Here is an 18,473-nt window from a genome sequence, read left to right on the forward strand (position 1 = left end):
TAGCGTCGTGGCCGCTCAGCTCAGTCGCAAGCGTAACGGAACGCGTCATCCAGGTTCAGCGGGAGCACCAGTGTACGAAGGTGCGCTGCCTGGGCCGAAGCGCACAGCGCGGCGCGCGTCGAGGCTGTCTTGTACTTCGACGCGTACTCCACGTTGAACACTGCCTTGCCCTGCGCCGTGAACGGCTTGTAGCTCGCGCACTCGTTGTATTGGAAGCACTGCTCGTTCACCGCGAAATCAAAATCAGTCGCCAGTTGCGAGACCTGGTCCACATCATTCTTCAGGCCCACAGCCAGCCCGCGCGCATGCGCCTCGGCTGCGAGAAAGCGGTTGTAGTCCAGCTGCGTGGCCGCCGTCAGCGGAAAACCCGGCTTATTGGTATAGCCATCCACGTTGTCCGGGTCCACGCCATCGCAACCCTTGGACTTCGCCAGATCCATGCGCGCCTGCATGATCTGGCGCACGTTGGCCGAGCGTGTATCGAGCCAACGCTCGCCCGCCCACCCCGACAGCGCCTTGCCCATATCCGTCGCGGCAAACTGTTTGAAATCCGGCCGCCAGTTCTCCGAGCTACCCGCCGAGAAATAGCAGACCACACGCTTGCCCTGCGCCTTCAGGGCATTGATGGTCGCCTGCGGCGTATCCACCAGGTCGATGTCGAAGACCTGCGCCGGGTAGCTCGTGTTGACCGTACCCGTCAGCTGCAACTGCCATGTATCGGCTGCCGTCGGCATCCAGCGCGAGACCGCCAGCGTTTGCGCCGACGGCGCCAGGGTCGCGGCCGACGCATTCACCGCCGACACGGACTTGACGGAAGCATCCGACTCCGCCGACGAGCCATCGCCTCCGCAGGCCGACAGACAGGCGAACGAGGCCACCCATGCCATACGTGCAAGTTTCCGATTCACGGATGTGTTCCTTTTGGTTTGCTACGGTCGGGGTGATGAAACCGGGAAAGCCAGGGCTCTGTCAGGTTGTCGGCCGGTCTGGGTAGACCTTGAAGGGTTTAGCGACAGGGGTAAGGTATTCGGGTTGGATGACGGGCGCAAGACGAGCGCAGGAACCGTTGTATTCGAGGCAGCGCGAAAGGTGTCCGGCCCGAAAAACAAAACGGGCTACGCAATTCGCGTAGCCCGTTCTTAAATGCTGGTGCCGGCTGCAGGACTCGAACCCGCCACCTGATGATTACAAATCAACTGCTCTACCTGATGAGCTAAGCCGGCATGTTTGGTGCAGACCGCGATTCTACTGCATGCGGCGCAAATTGACGATGCCTTCCTGTGCTTACTTCACGACCTTCAGCGAAGGTTTCTTGGCGCCAATGCGGGATACGGGCGGCGGCGTGGGTTCGTCGTCGCCGTTGTGGTCTTCGTTGGCTTCCGCGGTGACCAGCGGCTCGCTTTCGACCGAGGACAGCTTGGGTGGCGGGTTGTTCTCGCGCTCGGTTGCTGCCTGGGTCTCGGGCACGCTGCGCTCCACGGGAAAGGCCATGCCTTGGCCGTTTTCGCGTGCGTAGATGGCGAGCACGTTCTCGATGGGCACGTCGATCTTGCGCGAGATGCCGCCAAAGCGGGCGCTGAAGCCGATCCACTCGTTGCCCATGTCCAGGCCGCTGGTGGCGTCGAAGCTGACGTTAAGCACGATTTCGTTGTTCTTGACGAACTCGCGCGGCACGCTGGTGTTGGCGTCGACGAAGACCGCAATGTACGGCGTGAAGCCGTTATCCGTGCACCACTCGTAGATGGCGCGGATCAGGTAGGGCTTGGTGGAGGTTTCAGGCATTGTGCTTCCAGTGGCGCAGTCCGGCGGCCCGACACGCGCTTGTCGCGTCGGGCCAAAGCCGGTTTAGCGGCGCATCACCTTTTCAGACGGGGTGAGCGCTTCGATGTAGGCCGGGCGGCTGAAGATGCGTTCGGCGTACTTGAGCAGCGGCGCGGCGTTCTTCGACAGTTCGATACCGTAGTGGTCCAGGCGCCACAGCAGCGGGGCGATGGCAACGTCGAGCATCGAGAATTCTTCGCCAAGCATGTACTTGTTCTTGACGAAAATCGGCGCGAGCTGGGTCAGGCGGTCGCGGATGGCGGCGCGGGCGCGCTCGTGGTTCTTCTCGGCGGCCTTGCCCTTTTCATTTTCGAGGGCGTAGACGTGCGTGAAGAGTTCCTTTTCGAAATTGAACAGGAACAGGCGGGCGCGGGCGCGCTGCACCGGATCGGCCGGCATCAGCTGCGGGTGCGGGAAGCGCTCGTCGATGTACTCGTTGATGATGTTCGACTCGTACAGGATCAGGTCGCGCTCGACCAGGATGGGCACCTGGCCGTAGGGGTTCATCACCGAAATGTCTTCCGGCTTGTTGAACAGGTCGACGTCACGGATCTCGAAATCCATGCCCTTTTCGAACAGGACGAGGCGGCAACGTTGGGAGAACGGGCAGGTGGTGCCCGAATACAACACCATCATGGTTGGATTCCTTTGATGCGGGGTCGATTGACTGGATCGGTATTCTGGCAGAACCGATATAGAGAAAGCAAATTAGAGATTCTTGACGCACATTTAAGTGCGTTCAATACGCATAAAAGACTGCTTTGAAGCACATTTATCCGGCATTTTGCCTGCAGCCCATAAAGCAAAAGGGCTGAGGCGGGGTTGCTCTGCACAACACCCGCCCCAGCCCTCTCCCCATCAGGCCCGCAGGCCTTCCGGGGTTTTACCGCGCTTTACTTGATGTCTTTCCAGTACGAAGCGTTCAGTCGCCAGGCGAAGACGGTGAACACGCCGAGGAACATCAATACCCAGACGCCGAGGCGCTTGCGCTGGTTCTGCGCGGGTTCCGCCATCCAGTCCAGGAAGCCAACCAGGTCGCTAGTGGCCTGGTCATACTCGAGCGTGCTCATCTTGCCCGGGGTGATCTGCTCGAAGCCGGCGAACTTGTGCACCTTCTCGCCGTGCTCTTCCACCTCGACGAACTTGGCGGCGCGCTGGCCTTGCAGCTCCCACAGCACGTGCGGCATGCCGACGCTCGGGAACACCAGGTTGTTCCAGCCCGTGGCGCGGTTGTCGTCACGGTAGAAGGTACGCAGGTAGGTGTACAGCCAGTCGTCGCCGCGGGCGCGGGCGATCACCGACAGGTCCGGCGGCGTGGCGCCAAAGAAGGCCTTGGCATCCTTCGGCGGCATGGCGATGGTCATCATGTCGCCCACCTTCTCGCCGGAAAACAGCAGGTTCTCGCGGATCTGGTCGTCTGTCAGGCCGATGTCCTTGAGGCGGTTGTACCGCATCATGGACGCGCCGTGGCAGTTCAGGCAGTAGTTGACGAACAGCTTGGCGCCGCGCTGCAGCGAGGAAAGATCGCTCGTTTGCACGGGCGCCGGCTCAAGGGGGTAACCCCCTTCGTTGGCCATGGCGGGCGCGGCGGCAAAGCAGGCGCCGGCCAGCGCGAGAATCGAAAGCAGCTTTTTCATCTTTTGTCCTTGTGCTCTTGTCGGGATACGTCCGGGCTCAGTGCGGGTGGAACGTGACACGTTCCGGCACTTGCTTGAACTGGCCGACTCGGCTCCACAGCGGCATGGTCAGGAAGAAGGCGAAGTACAGCAGGGTTCCCAGCTGCGACACCTTTTCACCCACCGGCGACGGAGGCTGTACGCCAAGGTAGCCCAGCACGACGAACACCACCACGAACACGACGAGAATGCTCTTGTGGAAGGACGGGCGATAGCGGATCGACTTCACCGGCGAGTGGTCCAGCCACGGCAGGAAGAACAGGATCACGACCGAGCCGCCCATCACCAGCACGCCCCAGAACTTGGCGTCGATGAAGTAGAAGCCCACGGCCAGGATCACGGCGATGGCAAGCGCGCCAACCTTGATGCGGGCGTCCTTGCTGCGCAGGAACACCAGGCCAAGCAGCACCGCGAAGAACACCCACAGGATCGGCAGGAAGTTCGAGGTGGTGGCACGCAGCATCGAGTAGAACGGCGTGAAGTACCAGACCGGCGCGATGTGCGGCGGGGTCTTGAGCGGATCGGCCGGGACGAAGTTGTTCGACTCCAGGAAGTAACCACCCATCTCCGGGAAGAAGAAGATCACCGCGGAGAAGATCATCAGGAAGCCGCCCACGCCCATCAGGTCGTGCACCGAGTAGTACGGGTGGAAGGGGATGCCGTCCAGCGGCACGCCGTTCTCGTCCTTCTTGGCCTTGATCTCGACGCCGTCCGGGTTGTTCGAGCCCACTTCGTGCAGCGCGATGATGTGCGCGACCACCAGGCCCAGCAGCACCAGCGGCACGGCGATGACGTGGAAGGAGAAGAAGCGGTTCAGGGTCGCGTCGCTCACGACATAGTCGCCGCGGATGAACAGCGACAGGTCGCCGCCGATCACGGGGATGGCCGAGAACAGGTTCACGATCACCTGGGCGCCCCAGTACGACATCTGGCCCCAGGGCAGCAGGTAGCCCATGAAGGCCTCTGCCATCAGGCACAGGAAGATCAGGCAGCCGAAGACCCAGACCAGCTCACGCGGCTTGCGGTACGAACCGTACAGCAGGCCACGGAACATATGCAGGTACACCACCACGAAGAAGGCCGAGGCGCCGGTGGAGTGCATGTAGCGCACCAGCCAGCCCCAGGGTACCTCGCGCATGATGTACTCCACGCTGGCGTAAGCCACGGGAATGCCGGCGGCGTTGAGCGTGCCGTCCGGCTTGTAGTTCATCACCAGGAAGATGCCGGTGACGATCTGGATGACCAGGACCAGCAGCGCGAGCGAGCCGAAGAAGTACCAGAAGTTGAAGTTCTTCGGTGCGTAGTACTTGGAAAGATGATCTTCCCAGAGTTGGGTTGCGGGGAAGCGTGCGTCGATCCAGCCAAGCAGGCCGGTCGTCTTTACTTGTTTTTCGGCCGCCATGGTCAAGCGTCTCCTTTTTCATCCTTGCCGATCACGATCTTGGTGTCGGACAGGAACTGGTACGGGGGTACGTCGAGGTTTTGCGGAGCCGGCTTGTTCTTGAACACGCGGCCAGCGAGGTCGAACGTCGAGCCGTGGCAGGGGCAGAGGAAACCGGGATCGGAGCCGAGCTGGGGATTGGAGCCGGGGCCAAAGGGGCCGGAGGGCGAGCAGCCCAGGTGGGAGCAGATGCCCACCACGACCAGCAGATCTTTGTGTTCTGCGCGGGAACGCGTTTCGTTCTTGCAGTACTCGGGCGTCTTCATGGTGAAGGGAACGTCCGAGTTGGGGTCGGCGACTTCGGCATCGGTTTTCTTCAGCGACGCGAGCATTTCCTCGGTGCGCTTCAGGATCCAGACTGGTTTGCCACGCCATTCAACGGTCATCATCTCGCCTGATTTCAGAGCGCTGATGTCGGCTTCTACCGGGGCTCCGGCGGCCTTTGCCTTCTCTGACGGCGCAAACGTACTGACGAACGGAACCGCTACCGCCACGCCTCCGATGCCGCCAGCGACTGACGTCGCAATCAACCAATTGCGGCGACCCTTATCCACGTTCTTCACGTTTTGCTGGTCACTCATTCCAAACCCCAGGGGATGTCAAATTAGATTTTGCGTCAACCGTAAATTGTACCTTAGGCACATGTGGCATTGAAAGGCGCACGATGATTGCGCAACGTACGATAATCGGCCAAAAAAAGGGCGATGTGGCCTGTACGCTTGCGTTACAGGCGGTGATGGGGCAGGCTTTTATCCTGACAACCGTTCAACGAAAGCAACACTGGGAGAAAACATGGGGATGATGTCGGAGTTCAAGGCCTTCGCAATGCGGGGCAATGTGGTCGACCTGGCAGTCGGTGTGATTATCGGCGCCGCGTTTGGCAAGATTGTCGATTCCGTGGTGAATGACCTGATCATGCCGGTGGTGGGCCGCATTATTGGCAAACTCGACTTCTCTAACCTTTTCGTGGTGCTATCCGAGCCGCCGGCGGGCGTGCCGCACACGCTCGACGCCCTTAAGAAAGCCGGCGTTCCCGTATTTGCCTATGGGAATTTCCTGACTATTCTGGTCAATTTCATCATTCTGGCTTTCATCATCTTCATGATGGTACGCGCCATCATGAAAATGCGCGCCGCCGAACCGCCGCCCGCACCGGCCGCCACGCCCGAGGACGTGATGCTGCTGCGCGAGATCCGCGACAGCCTGAAGGCACGCCAGCCCTGAGGCAATGCCGGGCGCGGCCGGCCACCACGCCGGACTCGCGCCATCAACCCGGGATCAAACCGGGTTGGGAATATCGATAAAGGTATGGCGCAGACCGAATTGCTGCGCCAGGTGTTCGCCAAGCGACTGGATGCCATAGCGCTCGGTGGCATGATGCCCCGCTGCCAGATAGGCCACGCCGCTCTCGCGCGCCAGATGGGTGGTCTGCTCCGAGACCTCGCCGCTCAGGTAGGCGTCCACGCCGGCGGCCACCGCCGCGTCGAAGTAGCCCTGGGCGCCGCCGGTGCACCAGCCTACGGTGCGAATCATCTGCTCAGGGTCGCCGATGGCAAGCGGCTCGCGGTTGAGCACGCCACCCACATGGGCGGCCAGCGCGGCTAGCGGCATGGATTGCGGCAAGGTGCCGGTCCAGCCAAGCTGGCCGTCGCCGAAGCGCCCGGTAGGGGTGAAGCCGAGCTGCAAGCCAAGCTGGGCGTTGTTGCCGAGCTCGGGATGGTCGTCGAGCGGCAGGTGATAGGCAAGCAGGTTCACGTCCGCGCCCAGCAACCGCTTCAAACGCGCATGCTTTTGCCCGATCACGCGGGCATCCTCGTTTTTCCAGAAATAACCGTGATGGACCAGGATGGCATCGGCGCCAGCCTCGATCGCGGCTTCGACCAGGGCCAGGCTCGCGGTCACGCCGGTGACGATGTGCGCTACCTCGGGGCGGCCTTGCACTTGCCATCCGTTCGGGCAATAGTCTTTGTATCGAGGTACTTGAAGCAGGTCGTTCAAGTACAATTCAAGATCTTTTGTTTTCATATCCTGCCCAAAATCCAATATGTTGCGCCGCTTTTGGCTGTTCTTTGCTCAGGCTGTCACCGTTGTGCTGGCAGTGTGGTTCGTCGTGGCCACGCTCAAACCCGAATGGCTGCAGCGCGGCCGGGTGGCCGTGCAATCCGGTTCGCCCATCGTTGCGCTGAAGGAAGTCGTCCCCAATGTGGCCGGCTCCTCCGCGCCGGGCTCCTACAGCGAGGCGGCCCAGCAGGCGATGCCGGCGGTGGTCAACATCTTCACCAGCAAGAACGGCAATAAGCAAACGCCTAATCCGCAGGCAGAAGACCCCTGGTTCCGCTTCTTCTTTGGCGATCGCCTGCCGGAGCGGCAGGAGCCGGTCTCCAGCCTTGGCTCGGGCGTCATCGTCAGCGCGGAAGGCTACATTCTAACCAACCACCACGTGGTGGACGGCGCCGACGAAATCGAGGTCGCCCTGACCGATGGCCGCAAGGCCAATGCCAAGGTCGTGGGCTCGGACCCGGAAACCGACCTGGCCGTGCTCAAGATCACACTCAAGGACCTGCCGGCGATCACGCTGGGGCGTATCGAGAACGTCAAGGTCGGCGACGTGGTGCTGGCCATCGGCAACCCCTTCGGCGTCGGCCAGACCGTCACCATGGGCATTGTCTCGGCGCTGGGCCGCAGCCACCTGGGCATCAACACCTTCGAGAACTTCATCCAGACCGACGCGGCGATCAACCCGGGCAACTCCGGCGGCGCGCTGGTCGACGCGCAGGGCAACCTGCTGGGCGTCAACACGGCCATTTATTCGCGCTCCGGCGGCTCGCTGGGCATCGGCTTCGCCATTCCGGTGTCCACGGCCAAGCAAGTGATGGAATCCATCATCTCGACCGGCTCCGTGACCCGCGGCTGGATTGGCGTGGAGCCGCAGGACATGACCCCCGAGATCGCCGAGTCGTTCGGCCTCGAAGCCAAGGAAGGCGCGCTGATCGCGGCCGTGGTCCAGGGCGGCCCGGCGGACAAGGCCGGCGTAAAGCCGGGCGACGTGCTGGTCTCGGTGGATGGACAGAGCATTACCGACACCACCGCCCTGCTCAACGCCATCGCCCAACTCAAGCCAGGCGCGGAGGCCAAGATGAAGGTTGTGCGCCGTGGCAAGCCAACCGAACTGACGGTGATGATCGGCAAGCGCCCACCGCCGCCGCGCCGGGCGCTGCCGCTGGATGAGGAGGAGTAAGCCGGCAGCGGGTCAATCCTTCAGATCCTACACTGGCATCGCCGCAAGCCACTCCACCCAACCCCGCCCTTTGTGGCGGGGTTTTTGTTTTTGGGCTAAACGGCAACGCGTATCGAGCCGGGTGAACGTACCTGGTGCTGCGCTAAGCGCCTGGAAGGGACATGTTGCCTATGCGACTGCGAAGTCCACCGAGCACAGGAGAACACCCGGGGAAGGCGGCTGTAATGGCGAATCCGAACGCCTCGGGACTCGCCGTGCGTGGGGATGCGGGGAATTTACGGGAGGTTCGATGCACGCCGCTTAGAGGACATCGAGGCAGTGCACCATGACTAACCGGCGCCGGGCGTGATCCGAGATCCTGCTTTGCGCGCCGCTCTCGATGCTGCGCGCACAGAACAAAATGCCGGCATCCTTGCGGATGCCGGCATTTTGCAGTCAAGCCAATCTAATGCGAGCTTGCGCCCGCGTTAAATTAGAACTTGTGGCGAACGCCAACGGTAGCGCCGAACTGGTTTGCACCAGGTTGCACGTTGATAGCCGACGAGGTGTTGAAACCATCAACGCCCAGCGACGAACCGTTCTTGTTCTTCACGTACGACAGCGAGGTGTACAGGTCGGTGCGCTTCGACAGAGCGTAGTCAGCCGTAGCAACGAACTGCCACGGATCTGCGCTGGTGTTGCGGAAGTCGTGGTAGTACACCGAACCCGTCAGCGAGAACGCCGGGGTCAGCTGGTAGCCCAGGCCAGCCCAGTACAGGTTGGATGCCGAGTTAGCCGTCGGTGCGCCGGTGATGGTCGCGCCATTGAAGCCGTGAGCGTAGCGATAGCCAGCGTAAACCTTGGCCGGGCCGAAGGCATAGGTACCAGCGATAGCCGCGCGGCGGGTCAGCTGCGTGCCGCTAACGGTTTGGACGCCAGCTGCGTTGTTCGTGTCAACAGCGTTCGATTGGTCATACAAAGCACCGATCGAGAACGGGCCTGCAGCGTAGCTCAGCGCTGCGCTGTATTCGCGGCCGTTCGAGAACTTGCCAGCGGTTTCTTGGCCGTTGTTGGTGAACGAGTACAGAGCCGATGCGGTCAGGCCGCCGAACGTGCCAACGTACTTGACGGCGTTGTCAGCACGCGAAGCGAATTCAGCTGCGGTCGAGGTGATCGAGTAGCGAGTCGAGATCGCCATCGGATCATAGATCAGGCCGAAGTCATACATCAGGGTCTGTTGACGACCCAGGGTGATGGCACCCCACTGGTTCTGCAGGCCGACATACGCGCCACGATTGAACAGGCGGTTGGAGTCGCCAGCGCTACCGGTGTCGGTGTTGAAGCCGCTTTCCAGGACGAAAATGCCCTTCAGGCCGCCGCCCAGATCTTCAACGCCACGCAGGCCCCAACGCGAGCCCGATTGGTTGCCCGACGTCATGCGGTACAGGTTGTCACCGGCTGCGTTAGCCTTGTTGTTGTACGAGAGACCAGCATCAACCACGCCGTACAGGGTCACGCTCGATTGGGCATACGCACCACCAGCGGCCAGGGCAGCTACAGCGGCTGCAAACAGTTTCATCTTCATATCGACACTTTCCTTGTCAACTGATTGGGAAATCTTGGCTTGCCCAAGTGCTTGGGCGACGCATTTACCTTCACGTCTGTTACGTATTATGGGTCAGCCCCCCCAGACGCCAGAAGGCTTTTTCATCGTTAACCATGGTTACGGACACATTTTGTTGTGATGTCGCAACAGCATGGACGACGTTTTTCACCATTTTGGTGCAAAAGTTACGGTGCCAAGCCTTGTTCTCGCCATTCGGCCCGGCCGTCAATCCGGCTGGGCTTCGCTGGCTGCGGCGTCCGCAGCAACGGGCTTTGTGGTGAATCGCGCCATGATCAGCCCCAGCTCATAAAGCGCAATCAAAGGCACCGCCAGCAACAGCTGGGACAGCACATCGGGTGGTGTCACCACGGCAGCAATCACGAAGGCGCCGACGATCACATAGGGGCGAATCTGCTTGAGCTTCTCCAGTTCGACCACGCCGAAACGCACTAGCACGATCACGACCACCGGCACCTCGAAGGTAATGCCGAAGGCCAGGAACATGGTCATGGCGAAGCTCAGGTATTTGTCGATGTCGGTCGACATCTCGGCCCCCAGCGGCGCGTTGTAGTGCGCCATGAAATGGAACACCGTGGGAAACACGAGGAAATAGGCAAACGCCACGCCGCAGATAAACAGGATGTAGCTGCTGCTCACCAGCGGCACGATCAATCGCTTCTCATGCTGGTACAAGCCGGGCGCGACGAACTGCCATATCTGATAGAGCACCCAGGGCAGCGCTATCAGGAAGGCTACCAGCAGCGTCACCTTCATCGGCACGAAAAAGGAGCCGGTGACGTCGGTGACGATCATCCTGCCCCCCTTGGGCAGCGACTCCATCAACGGCCTGGCAAACAGGTTGTAGATGTTCGGCGCCCAGTAGACCAGGCTGACGAACACCAGGATCACGCCCGACGCTGCCTTGACGATACGCGAGCGCAACTCCACCAGGTGAGAGATGAAGGTTTCCTGCGGACCATCGTCTTGCGGGTCTTGGGGATCTTGGGAACGAGAGTCGCTCATGGCGTGGACCGCTCAGCCGGGATGGCTGGCATCGAGGAATCAGTGGCGATACAACGGCACGGCGCGCAAGTCGAAACGCACGACAGCGGTGGCCGGCCGGATACCGGCGTGTGGACAAGCCCCTTCATGCTCACTCGAAGAAAGAGCGAGCGGGGCCGGTGGCGGGACGGTGGCGCTTGACGCGCGCGGCGCCGGATTGCGCCCACACCCGTACATTGTGCTGGCGCTTGTACCACAGGGGCTGCGCGCCTTGCTTGACGCGCCAGCTCTTGCGGCCGTTGTGGGGCTTGTGCGCCGCGTCCCAGGAAGGCACGTAGCCGCTGGCCGGGCTTGCTCCTGCCTGCGTGCTGGAATCGGTGCCAGTCAGTGCATCGTTCAGGGCCTGGCCGTGCTCGTGCACTTCCTTGTGGATGGTGCGCTCGACATCGCGCGCGGCATCCTCGAACTCCGTGCGCATCTTGCGCAGTTCGTCGAGCTCGACCTCGCGGCTGACTTCTGCCTTCACATCATTGATATAGCGCTGCGCGCGGCCGACCAGTGCGCCGACCGTGCGCGCCACCTTCGGCAGCCGCTCGGGACCGATCACCACCAGCGCCACCGCGCCGATCAGTGCAAGCTTGGAAATGCCGAGATCGATCATGCGAGGTTCGAGAGGATGAGGCCGTAACAACGGCCGCCCCGGCCAGCGCGCAGGTCGTCACGCAGGCAAGCGTGGCGAGGCGAACGTGGCCGGCAAGGCATTGCTGCCAGGAGGAAGGACATCGGGCGTGCTGACAAGGATAGGATCGCGCTTACTGCTGGCGCGACTTTTCCTTGGCTTCGACGTCGATGGTGGTGGTGTCGCGCAGCTCCTTGGCGGGCGCGTCCGGCGCGTCAGCGGGGTTCCCGTTGGCATCCTTCATGCCGTCCTTGAAACCCTTCACGGCGCCACCGAGGTCCTGGCCGATATTGCGCAGCTTCTTGGTGCCAAAGACCAGCATGACGATCACCAGCACGATGAGCCAGTGCCAAATGCTAAACGAACCCATTTTCTGCTCCTGATGAAGCCTGGGGCGGCGCCCTGCCACCCCGGCTTGTTGTTCCGTCACTGAAGGCCATGCCGGGCGACGGTTGCCGGCACGGCATCTGACCGAAGGCCACGCGGCCCGCGGTCCTGCATGGGCTGGCTGCCAGGCTGGCTTGAGGCCAGTTTTAAGGCAGCGCCACCTTCCACTGGTTACGCGGGCCGCCAAGCACGTGCAGATGGAGGTGGTACACCTCCTGTCCGCCATCCGGGCCGGTATTGATCACCGTCCGGAAACCATTGCCACAGCCTGCCGCGCGCGCCAACTCCGGCACTTTCAACATCATTTTAGCAAGCACCGCGCCTTCGCCGGGTCCGCAATCGGCCAGCGAATCGACATGCACCTTGGGAATGAGCAGGAAGTGTACCGGGGCTTTCGGGTGGATATCATGGAAAGCCAGCATTTCGTCATCTTCATACACCTTGCGCGACGGTAGCTGGCCGGCCACGATCCGGCAGAAGAGGCAATTGTGCGGTGAATTCATGAAAATTTCATTGCGCGCAGCAAATCAGGCTGCGATTTCGCCAGGAACCCGCCGGGATCCCCGTCAGAAGCATCAGAAACGCTGATCCGGGTACATCGGCTTGCTGTCGTTCAGGTAGAGCCAGCCCTTGACGATACGATACAACATCCACAGGGACAGCACGCCCCATGCCGCAAAGGCCAGCGGTATCAGGAACACCGTAGCGAACAGCACGCCGCCCAGAATGGCCCACGCCACCGACCACCAGAAGGAGCGGATCTGCCAGGCAAAGTGGGAGGCGTAGAGCGTGCCTCGGGTGTCGTCGCGCTTGACGTACCCGACCACGATGGCGATCAGCGCGGTGATGCCGCCGGTCAGCCAGAAAATGGCGTACAGCGCATAAAGGATGTGCGTCAGCTTGCGCAGGCTAGCGAGCCGGTCGTCGTCAGCGGTGATCACATCCCCCATCGTCGTTGCTCCTCGAAGCGGCTCGTAGTTGCGGGTTGCCGGCGGGGCCGGCGCGGTCATTCAACCGCCGTCGGCCTTGCGCTGTGCTTTTTCCTCAAGACCGGACAGTCCTTCGCGGCGAGCCAGCTCGTTGACCACGTCGGCCGGCTTCAGGCCGAAACGGGCGAGCAGCACCATGCTGTGGAACCAGAGATCGGCCACCTCGTACACCACCTTGCCGACCGCCTCCGGACCCAGGCCGGCAGCGCGAGCATCCTTGGCAGCCATCACGGTTTCGGTGGCTTCCTCGCCGATCTTCTTCAGGATGGCGTCGTCACCCTTGTGGAACAGGCGTGCCACGTAAGATTTGTCGGGGTCGCCGCCATTCTCCGGCTTGCGCGACTCCAGCACGGCGGCCAGGCGGGCCAGCACGTCCGCGCTGCTCAAGTGTTGTTCGCTCATGGCTTGGCCGCGTAGATGGTGGACGGATCCTTGAGCACGGGCTCGACGGTCTGCCAGTCACCACTCTCGGCGTCGCCCTCGAACTTCTGGAAAAAGCAGGAATGGCGCCCGGTGTGGCAGGCGATGCCGTCATTCTGGGTGACCTTGAGCAGGACCACGTCTTCGTCGCAATCCAGGCGCATCTCGTGCACCTTCTGCACGTGGCCGGATTCCTCGCCCTTATGCCACAGGCGCTTGCGCGAGCGCGACCAGAACACGGCCTCGCCGATCTCCGCGGTGCGCTGCAGCGCTTCGCGGTTCATGAACGCAAACATCAGCACGTCGTTCGAGCCGACTTCCTGGACGATCACCGGCACCAGGCCGTTGTCGTCCCACTTAACCTTGTTGAGCCACTTCTTTGCCATGTCGGTTCGCCGTGTTCAGATTCGCACCGGAATGCCCTCGCGGGCCATGAATGCCTTTGCTTCGCCAACGGTGTGCTCGCCGTAGTGGAAGATGCTGGCGGCCAGCACCGCGTCGGCGTGCCCCAGCTTGATGCCGTCGGCCAGGTCCTTCAGGCCGCCCACGCCACCCGAGGCGATCACCGGCACAGACACCGCGTCGCTGACAGCCCGCGTGAGCTCAAGGTCGAACCCGCTCTTGGTGCCGTCGCGGTCCATGCTGGTGAGCAGCAGCTCGCCGGCGCCGCGCGCGGCCATCTCGCATGCCCATGCCACGGCGTCCAGGCCGATGGCCTTGCGCCCGCCGTGGGTGAAGACTTCCCAGCGCGCCGGCTCGCCGGGCGCGGAGCTGCGCTTGGCGTCGATCGCGACCACGATGCACTGCGACCCGTAGCGCGCAGTGGCGTCCGACACCAGTTGCGGGTTGGCGATGGCCGAGGAGTTGACGCTGATCTTGTCCGCACCGGCATTGAGCAGGCGGCGCACGTCTTCCACGGCGCGCACGCCGCCACCTACCGTCAGCGGGATGAAGACCTGGGAGGCCACCGCCTCGATGATGTGCAGGATCAGGTCGCGGCCGTCGCTGGTCGCGGTGATGTCAAGAAAAGTGATTTCATCGGCACCCTGCTCGTCGTAACGGCGGGCGATCTCGACCGGGTCGCCCGCGTCGCGCAATTCGACGAAGTTGACACCCTTGACCACCCGCCCGTTGGTCACGTCGAGGCAGGGGATGATACGTTTGGCTAGCATGAGATTCCTTGCCCGCCACGGCGCTGCGCGCATGCACGGCGCCGGTGGCTGCAATTGTCGCGCGCGAGGCGCGTTGTCTTACTGCTCGGCGCCGAGCTTGTCGGCAAGCGCCTGGGCTTCGGCGAAATTGAGGTCGCCCGAATAGATCGCGCGGCCGCAGATGACGCCCTCGACACCATCCTTTTGCACACTGCACAGACGTTCGATGTCGGCCAGGTTGGACAGCCCGCCGCTGGCGATCACCGGAATCGTCGCCGACTGCGCCAGCTTGACGGTGGCATCGATATTGATGCCCTGCAGCATGCCGTCGCGGCCGATGTCGGTGTAGATGATGGCTTCCACACCGTAGTCCTCGTACTTGCGCGCGAGGTCGGCGACTTCGTGGCCGGTCAGCTTGCTCCAGCCGTCGGTGGCAACCTTGCCTTCACGAGCATCCAGGCCGACGATGATATGGCCGCCGAACGCCGTGCAGGCATCCTTGAGGAACCCGGGATTCTTGACCGCGGCCGTGCCGATGATCACGTACGACAGGCCGCCGTCGAGCCAGCGCTCGATGGTGTTCAGGTCGCGGATGCCGCCGCCGAGCTGGATCGGGATCTCATCGCCCACCTCGGCGATGATGGCCTTGATGGCAGCTTCATTGCGGGGCTTGCCCACGAACGCACCATTGAGGTCGACCAGGTGCAGGCGCCGTGCGCCCTGCTCCACCCAGTGACGTGCCATGGCGGCGGGATCTTCGGAAAAGACGGTGGCCTGGTCCATGTCGCCTTGTTTAAGGCGTACACATTGACCGTCCTTCAGGTCGATGGCCGGAATGAGCAACATAAGTGTGACGAGCGTGATTGAGTGAAAGAGAAAATTGAGCTAGCCACCGTGGCCGGCCAACTCGGTCCCGAAAAAGCCGCTATCGAGGTTCAGGGATTCCAATGCACGAAGTTCCGGTACAACTGCAAGCCCATGGCGGCGCTCTTTTCCGGGTGGAACTGCGTGGCAAAAATATTATCGCGCGCTACCGCGCTCGTAAATAAGACACCGTAGTCGGTTTCGCCGGCAATATGCGCCGGATCCTGCGCATGCACGTAGTAACTATGCACGAAATAGAACCAGCTTTCATCGGGGATGCCAGCCCACAGCGGATGGGCGCGCGCTTGCCGCACCCGGTTCCAGCCCATCTGCGGCACCTTGTAGCGTGAGCCGTCCGGCTGGGTCATGCCTTCCAGCTCGAAGCGGATCACCTCGCCGGGCAACAGCCCCAGGCAAGGCGTGCTGCCGTCCTGCGCCCTACTTTCCTTGCTGAAGTCGAACAGCATCTGTTCGCCAACGCACACGCCCAGCATCGGCTTGCTGGCAGCGGCCTCGATCACCGCCTGCTGCAGGCCGGACGCGCCCAGCGCGCCCATGCAGTCGGGCATCGCCCCCTGGCCGGGCAGCACCACACGGTCCGCCGCGCGGATCGCCTCGGGCTGGTCCACCACCTGCACGTCCGCCTCGGGCGCCGCCGCACGCAGGGCCTGTGCCACCGAGCGCAGGTTGCCCATGCCGTAATCCACAATTGCTATGGTAGTCATGATTTCAAAACAGGCAACAATGTCTTAAGCCCGTCCACAATGAATTCCACGGCCAGCGCCGATAGGATCAGTCCCATCAGGCGCGTGCCGATATTGATGCCAGTGCGGCCGATCACGCGCGCGATCGGGTCCGCCGCGCGGAATACTATATATACCACTGCACCAAGCGCGATCCCAATTCCGACCAGAATCAGCAACTGGTACCAGTGCTGGGTCTTGCCGGCATAGACGATTACCGTGCTGATCGAGCCAGGCCCAGTCAGCAAGGGCAGCGCCAGCGGCACCACCGCGATGCTGGCCTTGGCTTCCGCCTCGTCCTCTTCCTCGGGCGTCGCCTTGGTGCGGCTGGTCTGGGCGTTCAGCATGTTCATCGCCATCATGATCATGATGAGGCCACCGCCCACCTGGAGCGAGGCCACCGAGATATTGAAGAACTCAATGATCTGCTGGCCCAGCAAGGCGGAAATGCCCACTACCGTCGCCACCGAGATCGACGCGATCTTGATGGTATGCCGCTTTTCTTCCTCGGTCTGCTGGGTAGTCAGGCTGATGAAGAACGGGATGGCCCCGATCGGGTTGATCAGCGCCAGCAGCGAGATGAACGACTTAAGCGTATCCATCGGGTTGGGCTAATGTCGCGCTAATGCCGCGTTGGTGCCGCATCGGCACCACATTGATCGGAAATTTGCCGCCGGCGGCGCAGAACGCGCTGCCGTGCGAGGCTGGTGGACGCCGTTAAGGCTCAGCCGACGAGGGTGCCCTTGGTCGACGGAATCGTGTTGCCGGCGCGCGGATCCATTTCCACCGCCATGCGCAGCGCGCGGCCGAAGGCCTTGAACACGGTTTCGCATTGATGATGGGCATTGATGCCGCGCAGGTTGTCGATATGCAGCGTCACCGCGGCATGGTTAACGAACCCGCGGAAGAACTCGATGGTCAGGTCCACGTCGAAGCTGCCCACCCGCGCGCGGGTAAACGGCACGTGGAACTCCAGGCCCGGGCGGCCGGAGAAGTCGATCACGACGCGCGACAGGCATTCGTCCAGCGGCACATAGCTGTGGCCGTAGCGGGTGATGCCCTTCTTGTCGCCGATGGCCTTGGCAACGGCCTGGCCGAGCGCGATACCGACGTCTTCCACCGTGTGGTGGTCATCGATATGGGTGTCGCCGCTGGCTTCGACCTCGAGGTCGAACATGCCATGGCGGGCGATCTGGTCCAGCATGTGGTCGAGGAACGGCACGCCGGACGCCAGTTTCTGGCGGCCGGTGCCATCGAGATTCAGCGAAACGCGAATTTGCGTTTCCGAAGTATTGCGGGTGACCTCTGCAACACGCATGGTGTTAATCCTGCAACGCCGCCTGGAAGGCAGCGAGAAATTGCGCGTTCTCTTCGGGAGTGCTGACCGTGACGCGCAGACAGTTGGCCAGCAATGGGTGCATTTTACCCACGTTCTTGATCAAAACCTTGCGCGCGAGCACCCCGTCGAACACACGGGCGGAATCGTCGACGCGCACCAGCAGGAAATTGGCGGCGCTCGGGTAGACCGTCACGCCCGGCAAGGCGGCCAGTGCGCTGGCCACGGTGGCACGCTCGGCGCGCAGTTGCGCGGCCTGCTGGTCCAGCACGTCGACATGCTCCAGCACGAACAGCGCGGTGGCCTCGGTCAGCACATTGACGTTGTACGGCGGGCGCACCTTGTCGATCTGCGAGAGCCAGGCCGGCGCACCGGCCAGGTAACCCAGCCGGATGCCAGCCAGGCCCAGCTTGGACACGGTGCGCATCACCAGCAGGTTGCCGAACTCGGCCAGGCGCGGCATCCAGGTATCCTGGGCGAACGGCTGGTAGGCCTCGTCGACCACCACCAGGCTCTGGCAGGTCTCGCCCTGGGCGGCGCGCACGATGGCTTCCATGTCATCCGCATCGAACAGGTTGCCGGTGGGATTGTTGGGGTAGGCCAGGTAAATGATAGCCGGCTGGTGCTCGGCCATGGCCGCGAGCATGGCGGCCCGGTCGAGCGTGAAATCCGCCTTGAGCGGCACGCCGACGAATTCCAGCCCGGCAAACTGGGCGGACATGGCGTACATGACGAAGCCCGGTACCGGTGCCAGCACCTTGGCGCCCGGCTTGGCGGCGGCCAGCGACAACATGCTGATGATCTCGTCCGAGCCGTTGCCCAGCAGCACGTCCATGCCCGCGGGCACGTCCATGACCGTTTTCAGGCGCGCGCGCAGCACTTCGCTGCTCGGCACCGGATAGCGGTTCAGCGCCACCTCGGCCAGCCGCGCGGCCAGCTTTGCGCGCAGCGCGTCGGGCAGCTGGTAAGGGTTCTCCATCGCGTCCAGCTTCACCAGACCGTGCGAATCCGGCACATGGTAGGCGCCCATGGCGCGTACGTCGTCACGGATGATGCGTTCGATCAGGGAAGGCTGCACTACGGACATTGGATTACCTCGTTGGTCGGTGGTTGTCGGTGCTGATTGGATTGCTGCAATCCG

23 protein-coding genes and 1 tRNA gene are annotated in these 18,473 nt (G+C 62.4%); 2 read left to right on the forward strand and 22 right to left on the reverse strand.

What is annotated here, in order from left to right:
- Positions 1-20 precede the first annotated feature (20 nt).
- The 7 genes from F7R26_RS18525 to petA form a co-directional block, all read right to left on the reverse strand.
- On the reverse strand, positions 21-878 hold the full coding sequence (locus F7R26_RS18525; RefSeq protein ID WP_150985761.1) for an endo alpha-1,4 polygalactosaminidase: 858 nt from the start codon (positions 876-878) through the stop codon (positions 21-23).
- 269 nt (positions 879-1,147) lie between these two features.
- Positions 1,148-1,223: transfer RNA gene (locus F7R26_RS18530), tRNA-Thr, on the reverse strand.
- A 61-nt stretch (positions 1,224-1,284) separates the two neighbouring features.
- Complete coding sequence (locus F7R26_RS18535; RefSeq protein WP_150985693.1) at positions 1,285-1,782, reverse strand: ClpXP protease specificity-enhancing factor; 498 nt, start codon at positions 1,780-1,782, stop codon at positions 1,285-1,287.
- Positions 1,783-1,845: 63 nt separating this feature from the next.
- Complete coding sequence (locus tag F7R26_RS18540) at positions 1,846-2,457, reverse strand: glutathione S-transferase N-terminal domain-containing protein (protein WP_035870642.1); 612 nt, start codon at positions 2,455-2,457, stop codon at positions 1,846-1,848.
- Positions 2,458-2,714: 257 nt separating this feature from the next.
- Complete coding sequence (locus F7R26_RS18545; RefSeq protein ID WP_043350170.1) at positions 2,715-3,458, reverse strand: cytochrome c1; 744 nt, start codon at positions 3,456-3,458, stop codon at positions 2,715-2,717.
- Positions 3,459-3,495: 37 nt separating this feature from the next.
- On the reverse strand, positions 3,496-4,899 hold the full coding sequence (locus tag F7R26_RS18550; protein ID WP_150985694.1) for a cytochrome b: 1,404 nt from the start codon (positions 4,897-4,899) through the stop codon (positions 3,496-3,498).
- Positions 4,900-4,901: 2 nt separating this feature from the next.
- Positions 4,902-5,519, reverse strand: coding sequence for a ubiquinol-cytochrome c reductase iron-sulfur subunit (gene petA, locus F7R26_RS18555; RefSeq protein ID WP_150985695.1), 618 nt, complete (start codon positions 5,517-5,519; stop codon positions 4,902-4,904).
- Between the two features lie 211 nt (positions 5,520-5,730).
- On the opposite strand from petA, the gene mscL reads away from it, so the two are divergent.
- On the forward strand, positions 5,731-6,162 hold the full coding sequence (gene mscL / locus F7R26_RS18560; protein ID WP_150985696.1) for a large conductance mechanosensitive channel protein MscL: 432 nt from the start codon (positions 5,731-5,733) through the stop codon (positions 6,160-6,162).
- A gap of 54 nt (positions 6,163-6,216) precedes the next feature.
- Here mscL and F7R26_RS18565 read toward each other — a convergent pair whose 3' ends face one another.
- Positions 6,217-6,963, reverse strand: a complete 747-nt coding sequence (locus F7R26_RS18565) for a Nif3-like dinuclear metal center hexameric protein (RefSeq protein ID WP_150985697.1) — start codon at positions 6,961-6,963, stop codon at positions 6,217-6,219.
- 19 nt (positions 6,964-6,982) lie between these two features.
- On the opposite strand from F7R26_RS18565, the gene F7R26_RS18570 reads away from it, so the two are divergent.
- The gene (locus F7R26_RS18570) at positions 6,983-8,176 is read left to right on the forward strand and encodes a Do family serine endopeptidase (RefSeq protein ID WP_150985698.1); all 1,194 of its coding nucleotides are present in this window, start codon (positions 6,983-6,985) and stop codon (positions 8,174-8,176) included.
- Between the two features lie 472 nt (positions 8,177-8,648).
- Here the strand turns inward: F7R26_RS18570 and F7R26_RS18575 are convergent, their stop codons facing one another.
- The 14 genes from F7R26_RS18575 to hisC all read right to left on the reverse strand — a co-directional run bounded on the left by F7R26_RS18575 (position 8,649) and on the right by hisC (position 18,419).
- A complete protein-coding gene (locus tag F7R26_RS18575) occupies positions 8,649-9,740 on the reverse strand; it encodes a porin (protein WP_150985699.1) in 1,092 nt (363 codons plus the stop codon).
- A 246-nt stretch (positions 9,741-9,986) separates the two neighbouring features.
- Positions 9,987-10,784, reverse strand: a complete 798-nt coding sequence (gene tatC, locus F7R26_RS18580) for a twin-arginine translocase subunit TatC (protein ID WP_150985700.1) — start codon at positions 10,782-10,784, stop codon at positions 9,987-9,989.
- 130 nt (positions 10,785-10,914) lie between these two features.
- Entirely contained in the window at positions 10,915-11,424 is a 510-nt protein-coding gene (tatB, locus tag F7R26_RS18585; RefSeq protein ID WP_150985701.1) for a Sec-independent protein translocase protein TatB, read from the reverse strand.
- A gap of 151 nt (positions 11,425-11,575) precedes the next feature.
- On the reverse strand, positions 11,576-11,812 hold the full coding sequence (tatA, locus tag F7R26_RS18590) for a Sec-independent protein translocase subunit TatA (protein ID WP_043350196.1): 237 nt from the start codon (positions 11,810-11,812) through the stop codon (positions 11,576-11,578).
- Positions 11,813-11,975: 163 nt separating this feature from the next.
- Positions 11,976-12,332 carry a histidine triad nucleotide-binding protein gene (locus tag F7R26_RS18595; RefSeq protein ID WP_150985702.1) on the reverse strand — a complete coding sequence of 119 codons (357 nt, stop codon included), beginning with the start codon at positions 12,330-12,332 and terminating at the stop codon, positions 11,976-11,978.
- A gap of 72 nt (positions 12,333-12,404) precedes the next feature.
- Positions 12,405-12,779, reverse strand: coding sequence for a DUF4870 family protein (locus F7R26_RS18600; RefSeq protein ID WP_150985762.1), 375 nt, complete (start codon positions 12,777-12,779; stop codon positions 12,405-12,407).
- A gap of 60 nt (positions 12,780-12,839) precedes the next feature.
- Positions 12,840-13,220, reverse strand: coding sequence for a phosphoribosyl-ATP diphosphatase (locus F7R26_RS18605; protein WP_150985703.1), 381 nt, complete (start codon positions 13,218-13,220; stop codon positions 12,840-12,842).
- Positions 13,217-13,624 (reverse strand): phosphoribosyl-AMP cyclohydrolase, encoded by a 408-nt coding sequence (hisI, locus tag F7R26_RS18610; protein WP_043350207.1) that lies wholly within the window; start codon positions 13,622-13,624, stop codon positions 13,217-13,219. Before hisI ends, F7R26_RS18605 begins: the two co-directional genes overlap by 4 nt.
- A 15-nt stretch (positions 13,625-13,639) precedes the next feature.
- A complete protein-coding gene (gene hisF, locus F7R26_RS18615; RefSeq protein ID WP_150985704.1) occupies positions 13,640-14,410 on the reverse strand; it encodes an imidazole glycerol phosphate synthase subunit HisF in 771 nt (256 codons plus the stop codon).
- A 78-nt stretch (positions 14,411-14,488) separates the two neighbouring features.
- The gene (gene hisA / locus F7R26_RS18620) at positions 14,489-15,235 is read right to left on the reverse strand and encodes a 1-(5-phosphoribosyl)-5-[(5-phosphoribosylamino)methylideneamino]imidazole-4-carboxamide isomerase (RefSeq protein WP_006159658.1); all 747 of its coding nucleotides are present in this window, start codon (positions 15,233-15,235) and stop codon (positions 14,489-14,491) included.
- 89 nt (positions 15,236-15,324) lie between these two features.
- A complete protein-coding gene (hisH, locus tag F7R26_RS18625; protein WP_170301849.1) occupies positions 15,325-15,978 on the reverse strand; it encodes an imidazole glycerol phosphate synthase subunit HisH in 654 nt (217 codons plus the stop codon).
- The gene (locus F7R26_RS18630) at positions 15,975-16,598 is read right to left on the reverse strand and encodes a YchE family NAAT transporter (protein WP_043350221.1); all 624 of its coding nucleotides are present in this window, start codon (positions 16,596-16,598) and stop codon (positions 15,975-15,977) included. Before F7R26_RS18630 ends, hisH begins: the two co-directional genes overlap by 4 nt.
- A gap of 122 nt (positions 16,599-16,720) precedes the next feature.
- A complete protein-coding gene (gene hisB / locus F7R26_RS18635; RefSeq protein ID WP_006159655.1) occupies positions 16,721-17,314 on the reverse strand; it encodes an imidazoleglycerol-phosphate dehydratase HisB in 594 nt (197 codons plus the stop codon).
- A gap of 4 nt (positions 17,315-17,318) precedes the next feature.
- Positions 17,319-18,419 (reverse strand): histidinol-phosphate transaminase, encoded by a 1,101-nt coding sequence (gene hisC, locus F7R26_RS18640; RefSeq protein WP_150985706.1) that lies wholly within the window; start codon positions 18,417-18,419, stop codon positions 17,319-17,321.
- Positions 18,420-18,473 lie beyond the last annotated feature (54 nt).

Origin of the sequence: Cupriavidus basilensis (genome assembly GCF_008801925.2) — a bacterium.
Lineage (GTDB): Bacteria > Pseudomonadota > Gammaproteobacteria > Burkholderiales > Burkholderiaceae > Cupriavidus > Cupriavidus basilensis.

What these genes read in the sequence shown, in the direction of transcription:
- hisA (WP_006159658.1), bottom strand. Translation starts at nt 15,235, where the DNA reads ATGTTGCTCATTCCGGCCATCGACCTGAAGGACGGTCAATGTGTACGC.
- tatC (WP_150985700.1), bottom strand. Translation starts at nt 10,784, where the DNA reads ATGAGCGACTCTCGTTCCCAAGATCCCCAAGACCCGCAAGACGATGGT.
- F7R26_RS18550 (WP_150985694.1), bottom strand. Translation starts at nt 4,899, where the DNA reads ATGGCGGCCGAAAAACAAGTAAAGACGACCGGCCTGCTTGGCTGGATC.
- petA (WP_150985695.1), bottom strand. Translation starts at nt 5,519, where the DNA reads ATGAGTGACCAGCAAAACGTGAAGAACGTGGATAAGGGTCGCCGCAAT.
- F7R26_RS18570 (WP_150985698.1), top strand. Translation starts at nt 6,983, where the DNA reads ATGTTGCGCCGCTTTTGGCTGTTCTTTGCTCAGGCTGTCACCGTTGTG.
- hisI (WP_043350207.1), bottom strand. Translation starts at nt 13,624, where the DNA reads ATGGCAAAGAAGTGGCTCAACAAGGTTAAGTGGGACGACAACGGCCTG.
- F7R26_RS18630 (WP_043350221.1), bottom strand. Translation starts at nt 16,598, where the DNA reads ATGGATACGCTTAAGTCGTTCATCTCGCTGCTGGCGCTGATCAACCCG.
- F7R26_RS18575 (WP_150985699.1), bottom strand. Translation starts at nt 9,740, where the DNA reads ATGAAGATGAAACTGTTTGCAGCCGCTGTAGCTGCCCTGGCCGCTGGT.
- mscL (WP_150985696.1), top strand. Translation starts at nt 5,731, where the DNA reads ATGGGGATGATGTCGGAGTTCAAGGCCTTCGCAATGCGGGGCAATGTG.
- F7R26_RS18605 (WP_150985703.1), bottom strand. Translation starts at nt 13,220, where the DNA reads ATGAGCGAACAACACTTGAGCAGCGCGGACGTGCTGGCCCGCCTGGCC.
- F7R26_RS18545 (WP_043350170.1), bottom strand. Translation starts at nt 3,458, where the DNA reads ATGAAAAAGCTGCTTTCGATTCTCGCGCTGGCCGGCGCCTGCTTTGCC.
- F7R26_RS18535 (WP_150985693.1), bottom strand. Translation starts at nt 1,782, where the DNA reads ATGCCTGAAACCTCCACCAAGCCCTACCTGATCCGCGCCATCTACGAG.
- hisC (WP_150985706.1), bottom strand. Translation starts at nt 18,419, where the DNA reads ATGTCCGTAGTGCAGCCTTCCCTGATCGAACGCATCATCCGTGACGAC.
- hisF (WP_150985704.1), bottom strand. Translation starts at nt 14,410, where the DNA reads ATGCTAGCCAAACGTATCATCCCCTGCCTCGACGTGACCAACGGGCGG.
- hisH (WP_170301849.1), bottom strand. Translation starts at nt 15,978, where the DNA reads ATGACTACCATAGCAATTGTGGATTACGGCATGGGCAACCTGCGCTCG.
- F7R26_RS18540 (WP_035870642.1), bottom strand. Translation starts at nt 2,457, where the DNA reads ATGATGGTGTTGTATTCGGGCACCACCTGCCCGTTCTCCCAACGTTGC.
- F7R26_RS18565 (WP_150985697.1), bottom strand. Translation starts at nt 6,963, where the DNA reads ATGAAAACAAAAGATCTTGAATTGTACTTGAACGACCTGCTTCAAGTA.
- hisB (WP_006159655.1), bottom strand. Translation starts at nt 17,314, where the DNA reads ATGCGTGTTGCAGAGGTCACCCGCAATACTTCGGAAACGCAAATTCGC.
- tatB (WP_150985701.1), bottom strand. Translation starts at nt 11,424, where the DNA reads ATGATCGATCTCGGCATTTCCAAGCTTGCACTGATCGGCGCGGTGGCG.
- F7R26_RS18600 (WP_150985762.1), bottom strand. Translation starts at nt 12,779, where the DNA reads ATGGGGGATGTGATCACCGCTGACGACGACCGGCTCGCTAGCCTGCGC.
- F7R26_RS18595 (WP_150985702.1), bottom strand. Translation starts at nt 12,332, where the DNA reads ATGAATTCACCGCACAATTGCCTCTTCTGCCGGATCGTGGCCGGCCAG.
- tatA (WP_043350196.1), bottom strand. Translation starts at nt 11,812, where the DNA reads ATGGGTTCGTTTAGCATTTGGCACTGGCTCATCGTGCTGGTGATCGTC.